The following is a 19,889-nucleotide window of genomic DNA, read 5'->3' as shown; positions in this document are numbered from 1 at the left end:
ATTTTATGTATAATTATATCAAAAATAAAATTATACATTAGAGGGCTAAAAGATGAAAATAAATAATATTGACATATTAAATATATTGTCTGATAAAAAAGTTTTATATGCGGAAGATGAAGATGGAATACGAAATAAAGTTATTGATATTTTAGAGATATTTTTTGAAAGGGTGGTAGCTGTTTGTAATGGCAAAGAAGCTGTCGAGGAAATGAGTTTTGGAAATTATGATGTTTTAATATTTGATATTTGTATGCCAAATATGGATGGATTAGATGCTGTTAAAGAAATAAGAAAAAAAATAAAAAAAATTCCTGTCATTATATTATCTGCTCATACTGAACAAAATTATTTGTGGAGAGCAATTGAACTTAAAATTACAAAATTTTTAATAAAACCTTTCGATAAAAATAATTTCTTAAAAGCATTGGAAAAAGTAGCTTTAGAACTAGTTGATTACAATATGAACATAAAATTAAAAAATGGCTGTATTTATAATCCTGCAAAAAAAAACAGTATCTTATGGTAATAAAAACATAAACTTATCTAAAAAAGAAAGCAGACTTTTGGAGTTTTTGATTCAAAATGCAAATAAAGTTGTGTCTTTTGATGAAATTTCCAATTATGTTTGGGAATATGAATATCCAAGCAAAGAAGCTGTCAAATCTCTTGTTAAAGAGATTAGAAGAAAGATAGGTTCCCAAAATATAAAAAATATATACAGCATAGGATATATATTTGAAATTTAAAAATTTATCAAGCTCCGTATCGGTAAAAACAAAAACCATTATACTTGTCCTGTTCGTTATCATTACCCTGTCCGTCATATTTTTTTCCATACGATATATAGATATAAAGAATTTTGCCAAAGCCAACCAGCAAATGGAGCTTAAAAAAGTAACGCACGTTTATAATGAAATATTAAAAAGAGTAAGAAAGTTTTATACGACAAGAGGATATGCCAACATAAATTCTTACGGGATAAAAAAAGCATTTGAAAAAAAAGATATAAAAGCGTTGCATGATTTAAGTCTTCCAAGATGGAAAATTATAACAAAAGAGAACAGATACTTAACAACTTTTGCTTTTTATGATAATAATGGAAAACTTTTGACATATTTTGGTCAAAAAGCACAGTTAAAACTTCCTTATATCAAAGGTAAAAAATTTCCATATGACGGCTTTTGGTATGGGGAGGGAAAGTTTTTTTATCATACCGTGTCTGAGGCAAGAGATAAAAACTCCAATATAATAGGATATGTTGTTTTTGTAATAGATCCCAGATATTTTCTATCTCAAATTAGAAAACTTATAGATATGGATGCATATATATATTATGACGGTTACGGGCAAAACCTCATTTTTTCATTACATGGAAACGATTATGTTAAAAAATTGATAAAAAATAAGAAACTATCCAATTTTAAAGAGATTAAGTTTAAAAAGAGAGATTATCTGACTTATATCATTAAAGGAAGAGGTATAAATAAAAAAAATGATTTTAAGATCATTTTTTTTCAGGATATTTCCAATTGGAGAATGATATTAAATAAAGCGATTTTACAAGGTGTTATAGGAATAATATTATTTATTATAGTTACTGCTGTAGTTATAAATTATGGTTTTGATATCATTTTAAGGCAACTCGATGAAGTAAATACAAAACTTGTAAATAGTCAAAAAGAGTTGCAAAAGTTAAATAAAAATTTACAGATTAGAGTGGAAAAGGAGATAAAAGAGAGGCTAAAAAAAGAGAGAGAAGTAAATGAAAAAGAGAGAATATTACTTCATCAAAGTAAATTAGCCAGTATGGGTGAAATGATAGGAAATATAGCTCACCAATGGAGGCAGCCTTTAACTGAACTGTCTTTAATTCTAATAAGTATGGAACTTCATTCTGAAAGAAACAATCTTACAAAAGAAAAATTTAAGTTAAAAATACAAGAAGCAAATGAAGCAATTGCATTTATGTCTAAAACAATAGATGATTTTAGAAATTTTTTTGTATCAAATCTTATAGAAAAAATAAAAAAACTTATAATAGCTTCACTGAAAAATAATAATATTAAGCTTGATATAGAAATAAAAGATGATTTTACATTAAACGGTTATCCAAATGAAATGGCTCAAGCGGTTTTAAATATCATTGTTAATGCTAAAGATGTAATTGTTCAAAGAGGTATACGAAATGGTAAAATACATGTAAAAACTTTCACAGAAAATTCAAACAAAATAATTCTTATTTCGGATAACGCAGGAGGAATAAAAGTTATTCCTATAGATAAAATTTTTGAACCATACTTTAGTACAAAGCACGCTAAAAGCGGTATTGGTATAGGATTATATATGACAAAGACTATTATTGAGAAAAACAATAATGGAAAACTTGAAGTTAAAAATGAAGATAAGGGAGCAGTTTTTACTATAATTTTTTAATAATGATTTAATTTTTCCCCCTGTTTTCCCCCTTTTTTGTTTTATAATTGTTTGAATTCTTAAAAAGGAGTAAATATGCCTAAAGAAAAATCAAGAAGGGATTTTATTAAAAAAGGAATTGCTTCAACAGCGGTTGCTATGGTAGCAGCATCTGACGCAAATGCTTTTTCTTTAAAAATCCCTGGTAGAGATAAAGATGACCCAAAATATATTGGTCAAAAAGGTAAACATTTTGTAATGGTTATAGATCTTAGAAAATGCATAGGTTGTCAAGCTTGTACAGCAGCATGTATGGTGGAAAATCAAGTTCCTAAAGGACAGCATAGAACGTATGTTCCCGAGATGGAGATTGGAGAATTTCCAGATGTTAGGAAAGGATTTTTGCCTCAACTATGTAATCATTGCGATGAGCCTTCTTGTGTAAGTGTTTGCCCAACAGGAGCAACATTTAAACGAGAAGATGGAATTGTTGTCGTTGATAATACTGTTTGTTGGGGGTGCGGATACTGTGTAGAAGCTTGTCCTTATGATAAACGATTTATCAATACAGAGACAAAAGTAGTAGATAAATGTAATTTTTGTGCACAAAGAGTTGATAAAGGGCTATTACCGGCATGTGTTGAAACATGTGTGGGGGGAGCAAGAATTTTTGGTGATTTGAATGATAAAAATTCAGAAGTTTCAAAGCTTTTTAATACTTATTCACACGATGTTTTAAAACCTGAACAAGGCAATAAACCCCAGGTGTTTTATATTGGTTTGGATGATCGACTTGTAGAAGTTTTGGATGCGACGCCTGTCCTTGATGATTGGGTGCGTTCTAAATTAAAAATTTTAGAAAAAGAATGGGTTATTTATCCAGAAAAAGGAGTGTAAAATGGAAACACAAATAATAACCACATTAGCTTCAGTTACTCCTGACAGAGCTTGGGGGTTTGATATTCCTAACTATTTTTGGTTTACGAGTACTTCAGCCGCTGCTTTTATTATTTTTAGCTTGGCTATTGTATTTGGTATAAAAAAGTATCGTCCCATTGCCGGATTTTCATTGTTGATAGCATTTGCATTTATTGTGGCGGCTCCATTGAATCTTATTGATGATTTAAAGCAACCCGGCCGTTTGATAAATTTTTTCCTTTATGGATGGGGACACTTTCCTACATCACCAATGAAATGGGGAGTATTGATACTTATGTCTTATACTGGACTCATTATTTTAACAATACTGACATTTTATCGTCCATATTTTCTTAAAAGAATGGAAAACTCTGGTGCAGCAGGCAGAATGTTTTATAAAATTTTAACTTTGGGCAGAGTTTCACAAAACATAGATAATAAGGATAATAAGATTTTATATTTTCTTGCTGCTGCGGGTATTCCATTAGCTATGGCTTTGGAAATTTATACCGGCTATATTATAGGAGTTGTTCATGCTGTTCCATTATGGCATACGCCATTGATGCCTGTTTTATTTCTTACTTCTGCGCTGGTAGAAGGTATAGGCGTTTTGATTATTTTGTTAATAATTTTTCAAAAATTCTTTTCAGAGAAAATGAAAGTTGACAGAAAGATGATCGAAAGTCTTGCCAACCTTTTAGCCTGGTTTATTTTAATAGAACTTCTTGTACACGTATTTTGGTTAAGTTTTGCAATGCCGTTTAATGGATCAAACAAATATATACTTTTTAAATATTTTGATTTACATTTAAGCAAGGTAGTTGGCGAATATATTATATGTTATATTATACCTGCAATTATAGGATTAACTTTATTAAGAAAGTCACTATTTTTAGTTTCATTAGCAGCAATTGCTTCAGCTGTTGGAGGATGGATGTTTAGGGAAACTTTAGTCATAGGAGGACAAGAGCTACCAAAAACAGTGCCCGGATTTATGGAGTATATATCTCCAGTTTTTGGACCGGATAGCATAATGTCAGTTGCATCAAATTTTGCATTTGTTATTGCAGCGATTTCAATATTTGCAGTGATTTTTCCATGGGATGAAGAAATGAGAGATAGTTATAAAGGAGTGCAAAATGGATAAAAAAAGAAGAAATTTTTTAATTGGAACATCTGCTGTAGCAGCTTCTGCTTCTATTGTGGGCTATAAAAAGACTTTAAAACAAGCTGTGACAATGTCAACGGATGGTGAAAAAGCAAAAGATCCTATTTATGGAAATTCTTACAAGCCAGAGTACAGTTATGTAAATGATCAGTTCGTGCCTAATGATGATTTTAAAATCTGTCCCACGACTTGTATAGGTTGTGTAACTCAGTGCGGTGTTAGAGTAAAAATAGATAAAAAAACTGATAAAGTACTCAGAGTTTTTGGCAACCCTTATAATCTTCTCTCAAGTGATCCTTGGTTACCGTATAATACAAGTATAAAAGAAAGTTATGAAATATTGTCCCAAAATGGTAAATTTGAAAAATATAGATCCAATGTATGCGCCAGAGGTAATGCAGTCTTTGATAAAATAGATGATAAATTTAGAGTTTTAAAACCCTTAAAAAGAGTTGGAAAAAGGGGTGAAAACAAATGGAAAGAGATTGAAATTGAGCAACTTATAGATGAAATAGTAAATGGTGGTAATCTTTTTGGAGAAGGACATGTGAAGGGATTGAAAGATGTAAGAGACATTAAAACTCCTATCAATCCTGATGAGCCTGTATTTGGACCCAAATCAAACGGGTTATGTTTTATTGGCACTACTCATGAAGGAAGATTTAAAGTAGTTGTAAATAGATTTTTAAAATCTTTCGGTACCTGTAATTGGGCGGGTCATGGTGCAACTTGCGGTTTATCCATGAGAGCCGGAGAAGCAGCATATCTTGGTAATTTTAAAAAATATCCACATTTAAAGCCTGATTTTGAAAATACCGAGTATCTGCTTAGTATTGGAACACCTCCGGGGCAAGCAGGCAATCCTTTTAAAAGACAAGGTAAGCTTTTAGCTCGTGCTAGAAGTGAAGGCAATATAGACTATACTATAGTATCTCCGATGCAAGGCAATAGTGATATGATATCAGCCGGAACAAGAAGTCATTGGATACCTATAAAGCCCGGAACTGATTTGGCATTTGTAATGGGAGTTTTACAAATTATTATAAATAATAAAATGTATAATAAAAAATATCTATCTATGCCTTCAGCAAAAGCTATGAAAGCATTGAATGATGTTTCCTGGACAAATGCTGCACATTTAATAATTCAAGATAAAGATGGGTTTGGAAAAATACTAAAAGATGGCAAAATTCCTTTGGTTTTAGATGCAACTGACAATACTTTAAAATCTTCAAATGATGTGATTCAGGCAGTGCTTGATTTTAAAGGCAGTGTTGAATACAAAGGAAAAACATACAGTGTAAGAACTTCTTTTAATGAGTTAAAAGAAAATGTAAATGAATTAAGTTTGCAAGAGTATTCCAAAGAGTGCGGAGTTAGTATAGAAACTATGCAGGAAGTAGCGAAAAAACTTGTTACTCATGGCAGAAAAGCAAGTGTTGACTGTCATGGAGGCACAATGCATACTACAGGTTTTTATACAGCTTATGCTGTAATGTTGTTAGGTGCAATGGTGGGAAGCTTAAACTATAAAGGCGGAATGAGTGCAGGCGGAGGAGCTTATAAAGATTTTATAGGTAAAAAATATAATCTTTTTGCATATAAAGGAAAACCGAATATAAAAGCTACAAGAATAGATAGAGCAAGAATGTCATATGAAAAAACAAATGAGTATAAAAATAAATTAGCCAAAGGTGAAAATCCATATCCTGCAAAAGGGAATTGGTTTCCATTTACAAGCCAGCTTTCACATCATATATTAAATAATAGTGCCGAAGGTTATCCTTATAAGTTGGATGTATTAATAACTAATAGTTCTGACTTTTTATATGGGACAAGTGGTTCAGAAAGTAAAATGAAAGAGCTTTTAGCTGATCCAAAAAAATCTATTCCTCTTTTTATTGCAGTTGACCCATTTATAAATGACACATCCAAATATGCTGATTATATCGTGCCGGATTCTGTCCTTTATGAGACTTGGGGAATTGTGCATGTATGGAATGGTTATTTAACTAAATGTAATACGTTGAGGTTTCCTGTTGTAAAGCCAAAACAAGCTACTTTTAAAAACGGGGAACCAATAGAAATGATTAGCTTTATGATAGCTCTTGGTAAAAAGTTAAAACTTCCCGGTTTTGGAGAAAAAGCCATAAAAGGAAATGATGGTAACTGGTATCCGTTAAATAAAGCTGAGGATATATATTTAAGGGCGTTTGAAAATATTGCAATGGATGGTACACCAGTACCAGATGCAACTGATGAGGATATAAAGCTCAGTGGTATAGAAGATTATGTCCCTTCACTTAAAAGAATCTGTGGAAAAAACTGGAGAAAAACAGCATATGTGATGGCTAGAGGGGGAAGATATGAAGATGTAGAAGACAGTTATAAAGGTGAATTTCTCGCTCATCAATATAAAAAACCTGTACAAATATATAATGAAACAGTTGGTACTACAAGAAATTCACTAACAGGTGAAAGATATAGCGGAACTATCAAATTTTTTAAGCAAAGACAAGTTGGGGGAAAAACATATGACGAAATATATCCTAAAGACAAGTATCCGTTAACAGCTTTTTCTTTTAAATCAAATGTGTTGGCAACTCCTGATGCAAACAGCAATAATCTGGCCGAAATAAGATTTACAACATATATAGATCTAAATCCAAAAACTGCCAAAGAGTTTGGTCTGAATCTTGGTGATTTGGTAGAAGTTGCATCAGAATATGGAAAAGTAAAGGGATATCTGAGATACAGAAATGGGGTAATGCCTGGATGCATAGGTGTTGAACATGGCCTTGGAAGAGATGCTAGCGGAGCTGAAAATATTGTTATAAATGGCAAAACGATAAAAGCTATAATAAGAAGAAAAAGCGGTGTAGACATAAACAAGATTGGTCTTTTAGATCCGACTGCTGGTATGCAAACTGCAAGCGACTTTGTATGCGGTTCAAATGCAAGACATGCGATTCCAGTAAAAATAAAAAAAGTAAAAGGAGTATAAAAATGAAATTAAAAAATATAAGTTTAAGCTTAGTGGTTTTGGCAACATTGGCTATGAGTGCAAATGCGGGAGACTCTTTAAGTGATGCGTTTAAAAATGGAAAAATTAAAGGCCAGTTAAAAGCTATAAATTATAATGTAGATAAAGGCTCAAAAGGTAAAGAAAGTATTTTGAGTCTTGGTGTTATGCTAAATTATGTAACTGGTGATTTTTATGGATTTAGTGCCGGCTTTAGATTTCAAAGCAGTGATTCCCCTTGGGCTAGCTCAGAAGCAAAAAACTTTTATAAGGCAGATCTTTATGGTCCGGGAGCTGTCTTGGAAGAGGCTTATTTGAAATATAAATATAAAAAAAGTTCGCTTAAAATAGGAAGACAATTTATTCAAACTCCTCTTCTTGCAGGTAACGGTTCAAGAATAATCCACGAATCTTTTGAAGGTTATACTGCTACTACAAAAGAGTTGCCGAAAACTAAAATATTTGTCGGTTACGTTGATAAATATTTAACAAGAACAAACTTTAAAGGTGCAAATGGGGGAGGTGTAGGTAAATTCGATAAAAAGATTTTTATGTACGGAGCAAAATATAAGTATACTTTGGGTGATGGTATATGGACTGCATTAGTACAAAATCAAACTATAAAAGGTTTAAAACTAACAGGACAATATTTAAAAATAAAAAATGCAACCATAGCCAAAACAGGTGATAATATGGGTGATATCTCCGTAGCTCTTGCTCAAGCTGAATATAAATTTAAAGCAGCCGGTCTTGGTATGCTTGCAGGAATCCAATACGGCTCAAGTAATGTTGACAATGATAACAGTGTAAGTGGAGATCTTTTAGGATTTAAATTGGCGACAAAATACAATGGTTTTATTACAAGTTTAGGCTATACGATAGCCAATAAGGACAAAGGTATGGTCTCAGGTGTAGGTATTTCATCAAATTGGGCATACGCAGGTGACATCATAGGTCTTGAAAATTATCAAAAAGATGTAAATGCTTTATCTTTAAATTTAAAATATAAATTTGCTAAAAAAATAATGCTTTTGGGAAGATATACTGATTACATGGTAGGTTCAAACGGAACATTAAACGGTGGAAAAGATCTAAATGCTTATGATTTAATTGCTTCATATAAATTTAAAAATGTTCTAAAAGGTCTTGGAGTAAAATTCCACTTTGAAGATGTTGAATATGATAAAAATCCAGTTAAAAACTATAGATTATATTTGACTTATAATTTCTAAAACTTTCCGATTGTCTGTTTTTATGATATTAAAAGCAGACAATCAACTTCATACTAATAGCATTCATTATAATAATTTCTTGCTCTGGGGCTTTTAAATTTTTGAATAACCTCCTCTACTGAAGGAAAATATTTTAAAAGCTACTACTTTGAATGGAATAAGCCTTCATATTCTGTTTTTTTTAACGAAATTTAAAGATTCTATTAAATTAGTGCTAAATGATTCTTGTTTATAAGAAAAACTCAAATAAAAATTATTTTTTTATTTTTGATTTATTTAGAAGATATATAATTTGGCTGCAATAAAAAAAACATTAAAGGATTTGACATGAAAAAAAATTCATATTTTGTTAAAAGTATGGTAATATTAGGTTTAGTTGGAAGTGTAGCAATGGCGGGAGACATTGAAACAAATGATGATGGTGGAAAAGATGTAGTAATAAAAAGTTCCATTCAAATTGCAGGTTCAGAAATCAGTGAAAAAAAAGATGCAAAAATAGGTGCTTTAGATGTAGCTAAAAAAATTAAAAACAGTTTTCATAACGGTAAAATAACTGGTATTAAGCTTGAGGATATAGATGGAAACTTAGTGTATAAAGCAGAAGTTTTTAGTAATAATAAAACTACAGATATATATGTGGACTCAGGTAATGGTAAAATACTAAGTGTTGTTTCTGATAAAGTTGATGATTCTGATCAAATGGACAATAAAGAAAATATCAACAACAGTGACGAAAGTGAAAATGATAACGGAAATGACAATAATGACAATTAGGAAACAATAATGAAAATTTTAATTGTAGAGGATGATTTAAACATCCTCTCTTTATTAAAAGAACATTTAAAGGAGGAAGGCTTTATTATTGATATTGCGCAAAATGGAGCAGATGGTGAATATTTGGCAATACTAAATCAATATGATGTTATTATTTTAGATTGGATGCTGCCTGAAAAGAGCGGTATTGATGTTTTAAAAACATTAAGAGAAAAAAATATTACAACACCCGTTATAATGCTTACGGCAAAAGGTGATATTGAAGATAAAATAAAAGGATTGAAAACAGGTGCTGATGATTATTTGCCCAAACCTTTTAGCCTTCAGGAATTGCAGGCAAGAATAGAAGCTATTTATAGAAGAATGGTTTTAAACGGACAAAATATTATTAGCATAAAAGATATTGTTATTGATACAGATAAGAAAATTGTTAAAAAAAAATCTTCAATTATTGATTTGACGGCACAGGAATACGAACTTTTAATGTTACTTGTAAAAAGAAAAAACTCTTATGTTTCTAAAATGATGATAGAAGAATATTTATGGAATAATGAAAAAATTAATGAAAGTAATTTAGTACCTGTAATAATTTACCATTTAAGAAAAAAACTTGGTAAAAATTTTATAAAAAGTATAAAAGGTTTAGGTTATAAAATTGAAACATAAAAGTATAAAAATAAAAATACTGTTGTATTTTGGATTAGTTTCATTTATATTATTTACAATATTTACAATTTCTTTTTATATCCTTTTAAAACAAAAAAATATTTCAAATATCAAAAATGAATTATATACACAAGCATCAAAAATTGAAAACTCTGAAAACTATCAAAACAGAAAATTTAAATATCCTTTTTTAATTGTAAAAAACAATAAAGTAATTTATAAATTTGGGAAGTTTGAAATAAAAGATAAAATTTTGTTAACTCGTATAAAAAATAAAAAAAATTTTTTTGCCCTGCATACAAATGGTCATGAAGATGTGTTTTATGCTTTAAAAGATGATAACCGTTATATTTTAATTGCTAAGAATAATTTTGATGATAATATGGAAAGCTTTATCTCTATTTTAATTTTTCTTGAAGTGTTATTATTAATTCTTTTTATTTTTTTAGCAAATAATATTTTAAATAAAATTTTAAATCCTATAAAACAAATTAATAAAACAGTAAGAAAAATAAATATAAATAATTTGAATTCTTATATAAATTTTTCAAATAACGGTAAAGAAATAGATGAACTTGTTGATAATTTTAATAATATGATAGAAAGATTAAAAAACGGTATTGAAAGAATTGAAAAATTCAATAGCGATGTTTCTCATGAGCTTAAAACTCCTTTAACTGTAATTGATATGAGCATTGAATTAGCGTTAAAAAAAGAAAGAAACATTGAATATTATAAAAATACTTTAAAAACATTACAAACTGAAATACAAAAAATTGAAACGATAATTAACGAATTATTGTTAATAACAAAATATGACAAATATAGTGTAAAAAAAACATTTTCAATATGCGATTTTAACAGTATTTTACTTGATGTAATAGAAAAATATGCTTCAACAGCTCAAAGAAAAAATATAAATATTGAATTATTGAAGTTTGAAAAAATTGAAAAAGAAACAAATTGCTTTTTAATTAAAACTATTTTTAAAAATATTATTGATAATGCTGTTAAATATACTCCAAGTGGGAAAAATATTTACATTTCATTATATTTAAAAAATAAAAAAGTATATTTTATTGTTAAGGATGAAGGGATTGGAATACCTGGTGATAAAATAGATAAAATAACAGAAAGATTTTACAGAACTGATGAAAGCAGAAATAAAAAAATAGAAGGTTATGGACTCGGGCTTTCTATTGTTAAAAACTTCTTAAATTTAATTGACGGTAATCTTCAAATTGTTTCACAACTCAATAAAGGCACTATAGTAACAGTAATTTTATGAAAAAAATTATTATTTATTTTTGATTTATTTTACCCTTGTAAACTTTTATTGAAAATAATCTAATCAAGGAGTGAATAAATGAATAATGCAAGTACAACAATTAACAGAGTTGCCGGTTTAACGGTATTTTTCTGGATAGTTAAAATACTATCTACAACAGTTGGAGAGACTGTTGCTGATTTTGTTAATGTGGATTTAGGTGTTGGACTGGTAGGAACGACTATTTTAATGGGTGTTATTACAATAGGTTCTGTTATTTGGGATTTGAAATTAAAAAAATATTATGCACCTGCATACTGGTTTTTGATAGTTATGATGAGTATTGAAGGGACTTTAATCTCAGATTTACTTGTTGATGGATTAGGCGTTAGTTTAATTACGCTTGATGTGGTATTTACTATTGCTATGTTGGCAGGATTTTATTTGTGGTACAAAGAAGAAGGAACTCTTTCTATTCATAAAATCACAAATGACAGAAGAGAGATTTTTTACTGGCTTATAGTTCTTATAACTTTTGCACTTGGAACTGCTGTAGGCGATACTGTATCTGAACATTTAAATTTTGGTTACTTAAATTCTTTAATGTTATTTGGCGGTATTTTTGTATTGGCTGGTATTTTATTTTATATGAAAATGTTAGACGGTGTTACAGCATTTTGGCTTGCATTTATAGTTACAAGACCAGTTGGAGCATCATTAGGTGATTTATTAATTCAAGCACCGGTAGATGGAGGTTTTGGTATTAGTGCAGGAGTTGTAAATACTATATTCTTAAGCATTATCATAGCAGTAGTTGCTTATTTAACTGTTAGCAAAGTGGATGTAATACCGGCTGAGGATTAAAATATAAAAGGAAATATTATGGATGCAATCAATATTAGAAACTTACATAAATCTTACGGAATCAGTGAAGTTCTAAAAGGTTTAAATATGAGTATCAAGCAGGGTGAAATTTATGGTCTTCTTGGACCAAACGGAGCAGGTAAAAGTACACTCATTCGAGTAATTCTTGGCTTGCTTCCATATGAAAAAGGAGAGGTGTTTCTTTATGGAGAAACATTAGAAAAAAATATACATAAGTTAAGTAAGGAGATTAATGCATTACCTGAGTTTTTTGAAGCATATAACTGGATGAAAAATGTAGAGTATCTTCAGTTTTTTGCAGATTTATATGGTGTTGATACAAGCACTCAAAAAATAAAGAGCTTACTCGAAAGTGTCGGTCTTGATCCTGAAGATAATAAAATTGTTGGTGAATATTCTCAGGGAATGCGTAAAAGGCTGGGGCTTGCCAGGGCTTTAGTAAACAATCCTAAACTTCTTATTCTTGATGAACCGACCAATGGACTTGACCCAAAAGGCCGCAGAGAAATTCATAATCTGCTTTTAAAGATTAATTGTAACAACAAGACTACTGTTATACTTTCAACACATATATTGGATGATGTTGAGCGTTTATGTAATCGTATAGGAATTTTGGCTAATGGTGTTTTACAATATGAGGGTGCTTTACATGAGCGCACACAACAGAAGCACTATAGATTTCGTTATGAAATATCGGATGCGGATTTTAACCCCAAAGAGTGTGAAAGTGAAAATATTCATTTTATAAATAAAAAAGAGTCATGGATAGAATGTGAAATTAACAATATTACTCCTGATACCGCTTTAAAAAATTTATTAAGTAAAGGTATAAAAATCAATCAAGCAATTGCTTTGGAAGGTTCTTTGGAGTATCTTTATTTTAAAGTAACAGGGGGTGTAAAATGATGTCTTTTTCAAAAACTTTAATTAAAAAAGAGTTTGGGGAACTGTTTTTTTCAGTAAAGGGTCTTTTTTATTTCTTAGCGGTATCTGTTATACTGTCTCTCTTTTCTATACTTTTGGTTACCAATACGGAATTGAGTCTTTTAGACAATGCACAGGCATTATATATGATAAGCGGAATTGTACTGGCTTTAATGATGCTTATATCTTCCGTTTACGGCAGTGATGCTATTGCAGGTGAAAGAGAGCGCAGAACACTTGAAACATTACTAATAACCCCTATTGACGCTAAACAGATTATTCTTTCTAAGCTTGCTTTTTCATCATTTCTTTACTTTTTACTGTTTTTTATAGGATTACCATATTTTGTAGCTGTTGGAAGTAGCGGGCAAAATGTTGTGGTTGGACTTGTATATCTTTTTTTTATTGGTTGGATGCTTAGTATTATTTATACATCTGTTGCTATTTTAATATCTCAATTTATAAACAGTATGAAAAACAGTTTGATGATTATGCTTGCTATAGTGCTTATTTCATCTACTCCGTTACTTATTTCCCCGGTAATGAGAAAAGCAGGGCTTGGTAAAATTATGGATTATGTAAATCCGTTTGGTGATGCGATAAATATATTAGATTCTGTAATTATTGATAGTGAACCATTTTCTGTTCAGGCAATCCGAATGGGAATTATTCTAATATATGCAATTGTATCTATTGTTATTGTCGTTAAAACCACTAAAAAGGAGAGATTATTATGAAAAAAATTATTTTATTTCTTTTAATTATGTCATTTTCCCTGTATGCTCAAAGTGTTTCTATTGATTTTAAAGCGGAAAAATTGTCTAAAACATTACAAATGGGGGATAAACCAACATTTTATTCCACTATTACAAATAACTCAAAAAGTGAGCTAAAAGGTGTGGTTCTTTATTTATCATTGGTAAATTTAGATAAAGGGAAAGAACATCCTGTAGATTTGGAAGATTGGGCTGCACAAAAGGCTGTTCATATCTCCAGTTTACCTATTAAAGGGGTATATCAAACTAACTGGACTATTCGTTTGATTAATTCAGGTCATTACGGACTTTTTGTTACAGCTGTTTTGCCTGATAGCAACAAACCATTAACAAGTAGTATTGTGCATTTTTATGTAGCACCTAAAAAAACAGTTGTCCCATCAAGAATATTACCTGTAGCTATAGGTGTTCCTTTTATTATTATTTTTGTTATGATAATATTGTGGTGGCGCAGACGCAAAATCAAATAACTGCATTAAAAGCATTTTCAAAAATCGTTTCTCTTTGATGAATAAATCATTCTCAAAGAGAAACGAAATAAATATTATCTAAATTTTTTAATCAGTTTGATATTATCTTTTAATTTCAATGAAGAATCTATCACAATTACATATTTACCTTTTTTACCATCAATAATACCGCTTTTATTTAATATTTTGTCCAAATTAGAACTAATTCTAATACATCCCCTTGAAGCTTTGTGACCCAATAATTTAGTATCTATAGGATTTGTAGAATGTATTGCCAAATGCACTTCTCTAAAAATATGCGAATTATCATCTATAGGTATATTGTGTTTTCCCAAATAAAAAATTCTATTATTTTTTGCTCCATATTCTTGAAAATTTGTTTTATCTGTCTTCCAGTCACCTCTGAGATATTTTTTTCTATTGATAATCATAATGGGTGTTTGAAAATATCTGTCATTTCTGCTGTTTAATCTCGGATTTCCTGTTGATACTTTTGAAGAGCCTATATAGCTAATATTATTATATTTTTTGTTATAATTAAAAATAAAGGCTTTTTGAATTCCTCTATCTACCAAAAATATAAACTCTTTGTTTTTTAGGTATATTAATCTATCATTGATTAATTTTCTAATTATATTTCTATAAAAAAGAAAATTTTTATAAGATATAGAATGATATAAAAATTTAGAATGAATTAAATAATTTTTTAATTTTTTGGTTGTAAAATTTCTTAAATCAGGAATGTCATCATTTTTATTTGTAAAATTAATTTTTGATATCAAGTATATTGTTTTGGGTTTTAGAATTAATGGTTTATTATCTAATATATTTATATAAGAATGAAATCTATTATTCCAATTATATAGTCCTAAATTATGAAAGTTTTCTTTTACAAAAATAGTGTGAATATGTAAATAAGGAGCTTTTTTTGTATAATATGTTCTTATTTTTAAAATACTTTTATCCATTAAAACAGGCGATAAAAATTTTTCTACTACATAATCTTTGACTTTATAATGTTTTGACATTGTTTGTGAGTAATTAAATGCATGCAAGTTATTAAACGTAAAAGCCGGTATAAAAAGCGTTTTAATAAAGGTAAATTTTAATGAATTATTTTTGTTAATTAAATTCATTTTGCTATCCTTTAAACAAAAATTTTTTATAAAATTTTATAGTTGCAAAATAAATTAAATATAAATTTTGTAATAAAAAACGTTAAAAAAGATGAAAAAGGAGTAATTATTTGTGAAGAAATTGTAAAAAATTTTCTAAAAGTAAATAAATTATAAATTGTATCTAAAGCTATTTACAAAAATTTGTAACTCTTTAGACAACAATAAATTTTTCTCTTTTTTTCTGTTTTTATGCAGATACCATTTTTTGAACTGATTCTCTTCAAATTCTTTCGCTTCTTCTTCTGAAATATATCCGGGATGAAGTAATATTTCTATATTATTGGAATTTTTTGCATTATTTATCTCTTTTTTGATAGTTTTCAGTTTCATATCTCCACAAAACAGGGTATTAACGAATTTATCATTATGTTTTATATTTTCTTTTTGAAATTTTTTAATCATTTTGTTTGATAATTTATTTAATAACAAAAATACAAAAACAGGTATTCCCAAATATTTTACCAAATCATCAAATGAACTAATAGATATTACGAAATCACTTTTGGGAACTCTTATATTTAAAATCTTTATATCCATTTCATTTTTTAATTCAATTAAAATATCTGTAATAAAAGGGATTGTGTGAAAATGCTGATGAGAATCAATATTTATATCTTTTGTATTTAGCTTTTGACAATACAATATAATCCGATTTTTAAACTCTTCTTTTATCTCCTCTTTTATAGCTTTTCTTTTATCTTCATTCCATAAAAAATAGTATTCAAAAAAAAGTCTTTGCCAACTTCTAAAAAAACATCCTTTGTTATCGGTTAAATAATGAAAATTTTGTTTTGAAAGCTGTTTGCCTTCTGTGATGTTTAGATGAAGCACTTTTCTGATGTTTTTATTTTTAATTAATTGCAGTGAATAATCTAATGCATCACTGTTTACAATAATACTTACAGAATTTAATACCCCCTCATCTATACATTTACATATAACTTCTGATATATGTTTTGTATTGCCATAGTCATCTGCGTGGATAAATATCTGTTTCATTTTATATTACACTCCAAAATTTTACCGTCTGTATAAAACATCTGCTCTTCACTTGCTTCATTGTCGCCTTTTATCTCTTTTATTTTGCATTTTGTCTGAATATATTTACAACTAACATTTAAATCTTTTCTTGATTTTAGATATTTATAGAAAAAATCCCTGCTTTTATCGATATTTTTAGATATTTTATGAATAGGAGTGAAAAAATAATGATAAAAAGTAAAATCATATCCGTTATCAAATGAAATTGTTGCATAATATTTTTTAAATGAACTGTTTTTATCTTTAAAAATCCAAAATCTTATATGCTCTCTTTTAGAAAGTGAATTACTTTTATACTGATAAGCAAAATTTTGAGACACACCTAAAAAATATAATGAACTTACTGGCGGTACTTTATCTTTTAAAAGATTAATATATTCTCTAAAAGAGATATGATTATGACCGAAAATATCGTTTTTTATCCAGTCATGATTTAGAATTTCACTTAAAGATAATTTAGAGATTAAAATAATATTTATAGGCTGTATTATATGTTTTGGATTATCAATGTAATATGTACCGAGATTTTTGCAAGATTTTATTTTTTTAAGTAATTTAGTATTATACGGATGGGGGTTGTAATGTGTTTTATGCGGCTGGTTAATAAAAAATATAAAAAAGAGAAAAGAAAAATAAATTATTGTGGAAATAATTAAAAAAACTGTAGAATGTGTTGTTAAATATTTGATTAAATATTTTTATGTTTTTTTAAATTATGAAAAAATTTTATTTTTTTTAAATAATAAAATAATAACAGACAAATCAATAAGATAAAAACAACAAATATAAAATATCCTGAAACAAAGCTCAGAATTTTTTCAAAATGTCTGCCGAAAAGATAGCCTATTATAATAAACTGGCCTATACCTATTATCACTCCTGCTGTTTCAAAAGGAAGAAATTTTTTATAATCAAGTTTATAAACACCTAAAATAAAAGGCGTCACCCATGAAAGAGGTCCTAAAAGCCTTCCCATAAATGCACTAAAAGCTCCATAACGCCTGAATATTTTCAGACCTTTTTTATAATTTTTTTTGTTTATAAAATATTTAAAAAGTATAACTGCATTCCATATTTTCTGCCTAAAAAATAGCTTATATTATCTCCAACTATCCCTCCAAGATATAAAACAAATGTTACAATCCAGATATTTAGTATTCCCATTCCGGCCAAAATTGCGCCGCTTAAAAAAACAATTTCTCCGTAAATAAAAAACGAAAAACCTATAACGGTCTCAAGCATAGAACCGAAAAATAAAATAAAATACGCTATTTCTTTGTATTCAATTAATATTTTTATAAAATGATTTATTAATTCGCTCATCTGTAAATTGTATATTCTTTATTTCTTTTTTTGCTTTTAGGCATAACTGCCTGTAAAATCCATTCAAAAACAGTTTTAAAATATCCGTTTTTTATAAAACGTCTTGTTGATGAATAAACTTTATCTGTATTTACAAAGAAAAAATCACCGTAGATCAATAAATATTTTATAAATTTTAAATCTTCGGAAAAATTAAGTTCTTCATCAAACCCGATTTTTTTAGCAATATCGCTTTTTGCAATTTGAATAGAATATGAAGTTTTAGTAAATTTATGAAAAATGTCAAAAATTTTAAACCATAATTTATCATAAATTGAATTACTATCAGACGGTTTTATTGAAGTGGTTCCTATATAATAAGGTTTATTACTGTTTTTATTTAAAAAATTATTAAGCTCATTTAAAAAATCTTTTTCAAAATATGTGTCGCAGTCTAAAAAAATAACATAATCGCTGTTTTGAGAAATATGTTTCAAACCTTCGTTTTTTGCAATAGATATGCCTTTTTTGCTTTTATAAACTTTAAATTTATTATTTTTTTGTTCGTATTCTTTTAAAAGTTTATAGCTGTTATCTGTTGAGCCGTTTTCAACTGCAATAATTTCGTAATTTTCATATTCAATTTCTGATAATTTTTCAAAAACTTTTGGCAGATATTTTTCTTCATTATGCACTGGGATAATAATTGAAAAAAAATTTTTTTTAAAATACGATTTAACGGTTTTATCTATTAAATTAATGGCTTCTTTTGTTTTTGATGGAAAATCAAAAGGTTTTATGTTTTGAGTCTGTGCGTCAAGTTCTGTTAAATCAAAATTATCTTCATCTCCAATAACAAAATATCCTTTATGTTTATGATATCTGGCCAGATATTCCTGTTCGGATGAGTTTTTTGTAGGAAACAGAATTGCTTTTTTTTCAATTTCAACCAAATCCATAATAGTTGTATAGCCTGTTCTTGAAATTATTTTTTTAGCTCTGTTGAAAAGTTCAAGTCTAAGTTCTTTAGTTACATTTGGATAAATTGTTATATTATGCTCTTTTATTTGTCTAATTTCATTTTTTGTAAGATCACCTAAAACAAAAACCTTTTTACCTTCAAGTTTTTTAGCTTCTTCAATAAGTTTTGATATAAAATGTTCTTTTTTCTCTAACAGATATCCGCTTATAACAAACAGATAGTCTATGTCTTTTTCCAAGTCCATTTTTTTATAAGAAGAGAGTATACCTATGTATTTATGATTAAAAAATTTGGTTAGATAATTGTGGGAAAGTCTGCCGGCTAATGAAAATTTGATATCTTCAAAATCAGGTATAAAAACTGTATTAAAATTCCTGAAATATAAAATATTACCTATATCACTTAAAAATTTAAAATATTTAAAAAAATTATCAACTGCAAATGATATTTGATGAGAAAGTAAAAACGATGGTATTTCTTTTGAATAAATTCCGTATCTTCCGTCACTGAAAATAAAATCATAATTTTGCGAAGAGGTTTTTACAAAATTGTTTTCTTTTTTTATTATTAAATTTGTTTTTATCAAATCTTGTATTAAATAAAGGTAATAACAAATTCCATCACCTCTTTCAAGCGGAGGGTAATCCTCAATTTCAATAAAATTAATATTATTATATTCTTTTAGTTCCTCTTTTAAGAAATTCAAAGCATTTGCATAGCTTATAATATCAATTTTATACTCTTTTGCAAAATGTTTTATAACAGGAAGTGTTCTTGTTGCATGTCCAAGTCCAAGTGAACTTATTGCAAAAAGCGCTTTTTTCATTTTTTACCTTTTTTTTGTTTATTATAAATAGAGCCAATGAAAT

At 28.4% G+C, this 19,889-nt stretch carries 20 protein-coding genes; 14 read left to right on the top strand and 6 right to left on the bottom strand.

The window, feature by feature from the left end; genetic code table 11:
- Window positions 1-52 precede the first annotated feature (52 nt).
- The 14 genes from DZ64_RS10315 (at window position 53) to DZ64_RS0100190 (ending at window position 14,517) form a co-directional block, all read left to right on the top strand.
- Entirely contained in the window at window positions 53-529 is a 477-nt protein-coding gene (locus tag DZ64_RS10315) for a response regulator (RefSeq protein WP_201767401.1), read from the top strand.
- 37 nt (window positions 530-566) lie between these two features.
- Complete coding sequence (locus DZ64_RS12550) at window positions 567-749, top strand: helix-turn-helix domain-containing protein (protein ID WP_201767400.1); 183 nt, start codon at window positions 567-569, stop codon at window positions 747-749.
- 133 nt (window positions 750-882) lie between these two features.
- A complete protein-coding gene (locus DZ64_RS11285) occupies window positions 883-2,436 on the top strand; it encodes an ATP-binding protein (protein WP_024786708.1) in 1,554 nt (517 codons plus the stop codon).
- Window positions 2,437-2,511: 75 nt separating this feature from the next.
- Window positions 2,512-3,312 carry a sulfate reduction electron transfer complex DsrMKJOP subunit DsrO gene (gene dsrO / locus DZ64_RS0100240; protein WP_024786707.1) on the top strand — a complete coding sequence of 267 codons (801 nt, stop codon included), beginning with the start codon at window positions 2,512-2,514 and terminating at the stop codon, window positions 3,310-3,312.
- A gap of 1 nt (window position 3,313) precedes the next feature.
- Window positions 3,314-4,480: an NrfD/PsrC family molybdoenzyme membrane anchor subunit gene (nrfD, locus tag DZ64_RS0100235; protein ID WP_024786706.1), complete on the top strand. Its 1,167-nt coding sequence runs from the start codon at window positions 3,314-3,316 to the stop codon at window positions 4,478-4,480.
- Window positions 4,473-7,505 carry a molybdopterin dinucleotide binding domain-containing protein gene (locus tag DZ64_RS0100230; protein WP_024786705.1) on the top strand — a complete coding sequence of 1,011 codons (3,033 nt, stop codon included), beginning with the start codon at window positions 4,473-4,475 and terminating at the stop codon, window positions 7,503-7,505. The genes nrfD and DZ64_RS0100230 overlap by 8 nt, the downstream gene beginning before the upstream one ends.
- A 2-nt stretch (window positions 7,506-7,507) precedes the next feature.
- On the top strand, window positions 7,508-8,755 hold the full coding sequence (locus tag DZ64_RS11280; protein WP_024786704.1) for an OprD family outer membrane porin: 1,248 nt from the start codon (window positions 7,508-7,510) through the stop codon (window positions 8,753-8,755).
- A 327-nt stretch (window positions 8,756-9,082) separates the two neighbouring features.
- The gene (locus tag DZ64_RS0100220) at window positions 9,083-9,529 is read left to right on the top strand and encodes a PepSY domain-containing protein (protein WP_024786703.1); all 447 of its coding nucleotides are present in this window, start codon (window positions 9,083-9,085) and stop codon (window positions 9,527-9,529) included.
- A gap of 9 nt (window positions 9,530-9,538) precedes the next feature.
- Window positions 9,539-10,195 carry a response regulator transcription factor gene (locus DZ64_RS0100215; protein WP_024786702.1) on the top strand — a complete coding sequence of 219 codons (657 nt, stop codon included), beginning with the start codon at window positions 9,539-9,541 and terminating at the stop codon, window positions 10,193-10,195.
- Complete coding sequence (locus DZ64_RS0100210; protein WP_024786701.1) at window positions 10,185-11,483, top strand: cell wall metabolism sensor histidine kinase WalK; 1,299 nt, start codon at window positions 10,185-10,187, stop codon at window positions 11,481-11,483. Before DZ64_RS0100215 ends, DZ64_RS0100210 begins: the two co-directional genes overlap by 11 nt.
- 78 nt (window positions 11,484-11,561) lie before the next feature.
- A complete protein-coding gene (locus tag DZ64_RS0100205; RefSeq protein ID WP_024788971.1) occupies window positions 11,562-12,326 on the top strand; it encodes a membrane protein in 765 nt (254 codons plus the stop codon).
- An 18-nt stretch (window positions 12,327-12,344) separates the two neighbouring features.
- The gene (locus DZ64_RS0100200) at window positions 12,345-13,253 is read left to right on the top strand and encodes an ABC transporter ATP-binding protein (RefSeq protein ID WP_024786699.1); all 909 of its coding nucleotides are present in this window, start codon (window positions 12,345-12,347) and stop codon (window positions 13,251-13,253) included.
- Window positions 13,250-14,008 carry an ABC transporter permease gene (locus DZ64_RS0100195; protein ID WP_024786698.1) on the top strand — a complete coding sequence of 253 codons (759 nt, stop codon included), beginning with the start codon at window positions 13,250-13,252 and terminating at the stop codon, window positions 14,006-14,008. The genes DZ64_RS0100200 and DZ64_RS0100195 overlap by 4 nt, the downstream gene beginning before the upstream one ends.
- Window positions 14,005-14,517, top strand: a complete 513-nt coding sequence (locus tag DZ64_RS0100190) for a hypothetical protein (RefSeq protein WP_024788970.1) — start codon at window positions 14,005-14,007, stop codon at window positions 14,515-14,517. Before DZ64_RS0100195 ends, DZ64_RS0100190 begins: the two co-directional genes overlap by 4 nt.
- 74 nt (window positions 14,518-14,591) lie before the next feature.
- Here the strand turns inward: DZ64_RS0100190 and DZ64_RS0100185 are convergent, their stop codons facing one another.
- From DZ64_RS0100185 to DZ64_RS11270, 6 genes are all read right to left on the bottom strand, one after another.
- Window positions 14,592-15,653 carry a L,D-transpeptidase gene (locus DZ64_RS0100185; RefSeq protein WP_024786696.1) on the bottom strand — a complete coding sequence of 354 codons (1,062 nt, stop codon included), beginning with the start codon at window positions 15,651-15,653 and terminating at the stop codon, window positions 14,592-14,594.
- 150 nt (window positions 15,654-15,803) lie between these two features.
- Window positions 15,804-16,694, bottom strand: a complete 891-nt coding sequence (locus DZ64_RS0100175) for a ChbG/HpnK family deacetylase (RefSeq protein WP_024788969.1) — start codon at window positions 16,692-16,694, stop codon at window positions 15,804-15,806.
- Complete coding sequence (locus DZ64_RS11700) at window positions 16,691-17,245, bottom strand: LssY C-terminal domain-containing protein (protein WP_255327390.1); 555 nt, start codon at window positions 17,243-17,245, stop codon at window positions 16,691-16,693. The genes DZ64_RS0100175 and DZ64_RS11700 overlap by 4 nt, the downstream gene beginning before the upstream one ends.
- A 179-nt stretch (window positions 17,246-17,424) precedes the next feature.
- Window positions 17,425-17,712 carry a hypothetical protein gene (locus tag DZ64_RS0100165; RefSeq protein ID WP_024788968.1) on the bottom strand — a complete coding sequence of 96 codons (288 nt, stop codon included), beginning with the start codon at window positions 17,710-17,712 and terminating at the stop codon, window positions 17,425-17,427.
- Window positions 17,713-17,774: 62 nt separating this feature from the next.
- On the bottom strand, window positions 17,775-18,059 hold the full coding sequence (locus DZ64_RS0100160) for a DedA family protein (protein WP_024786692.1): 285 nt from the start codon (window positions 18,057-18,059) through the stop codon (window positions 17,775-17,777).
- Window positions 18,056-19,846, bottom strand: coding sequence for a glycosyltransferase (locus DZ64_RS11270; RefSeq protein ID WP_024786691.1), 1,791 nt, complete (start codon window positions 19,844-19,846; stop codon window positions 18,056-18,058). The genes DZ64_RS0100160 and DZ64_RS11270 overlap by 4 nt, the downstream gene beginning before the upstream one ends.
- Window positions 19,847-19,889: the final 43 nt, after the last annotated feature.

This window comes from Lebetimonas sp. JH292 (genome assembly GCF_000523275.1).
In the GTDB taxonomy this organism is placed as follows: Bacteria; Campylobacterota; Campylobacteria; order Campylobacterales; family Nautiliaceae; genus Lebetimonas.
This window is presented reverse-complemented; position numbering and strand designations above follow the sequence as displayed.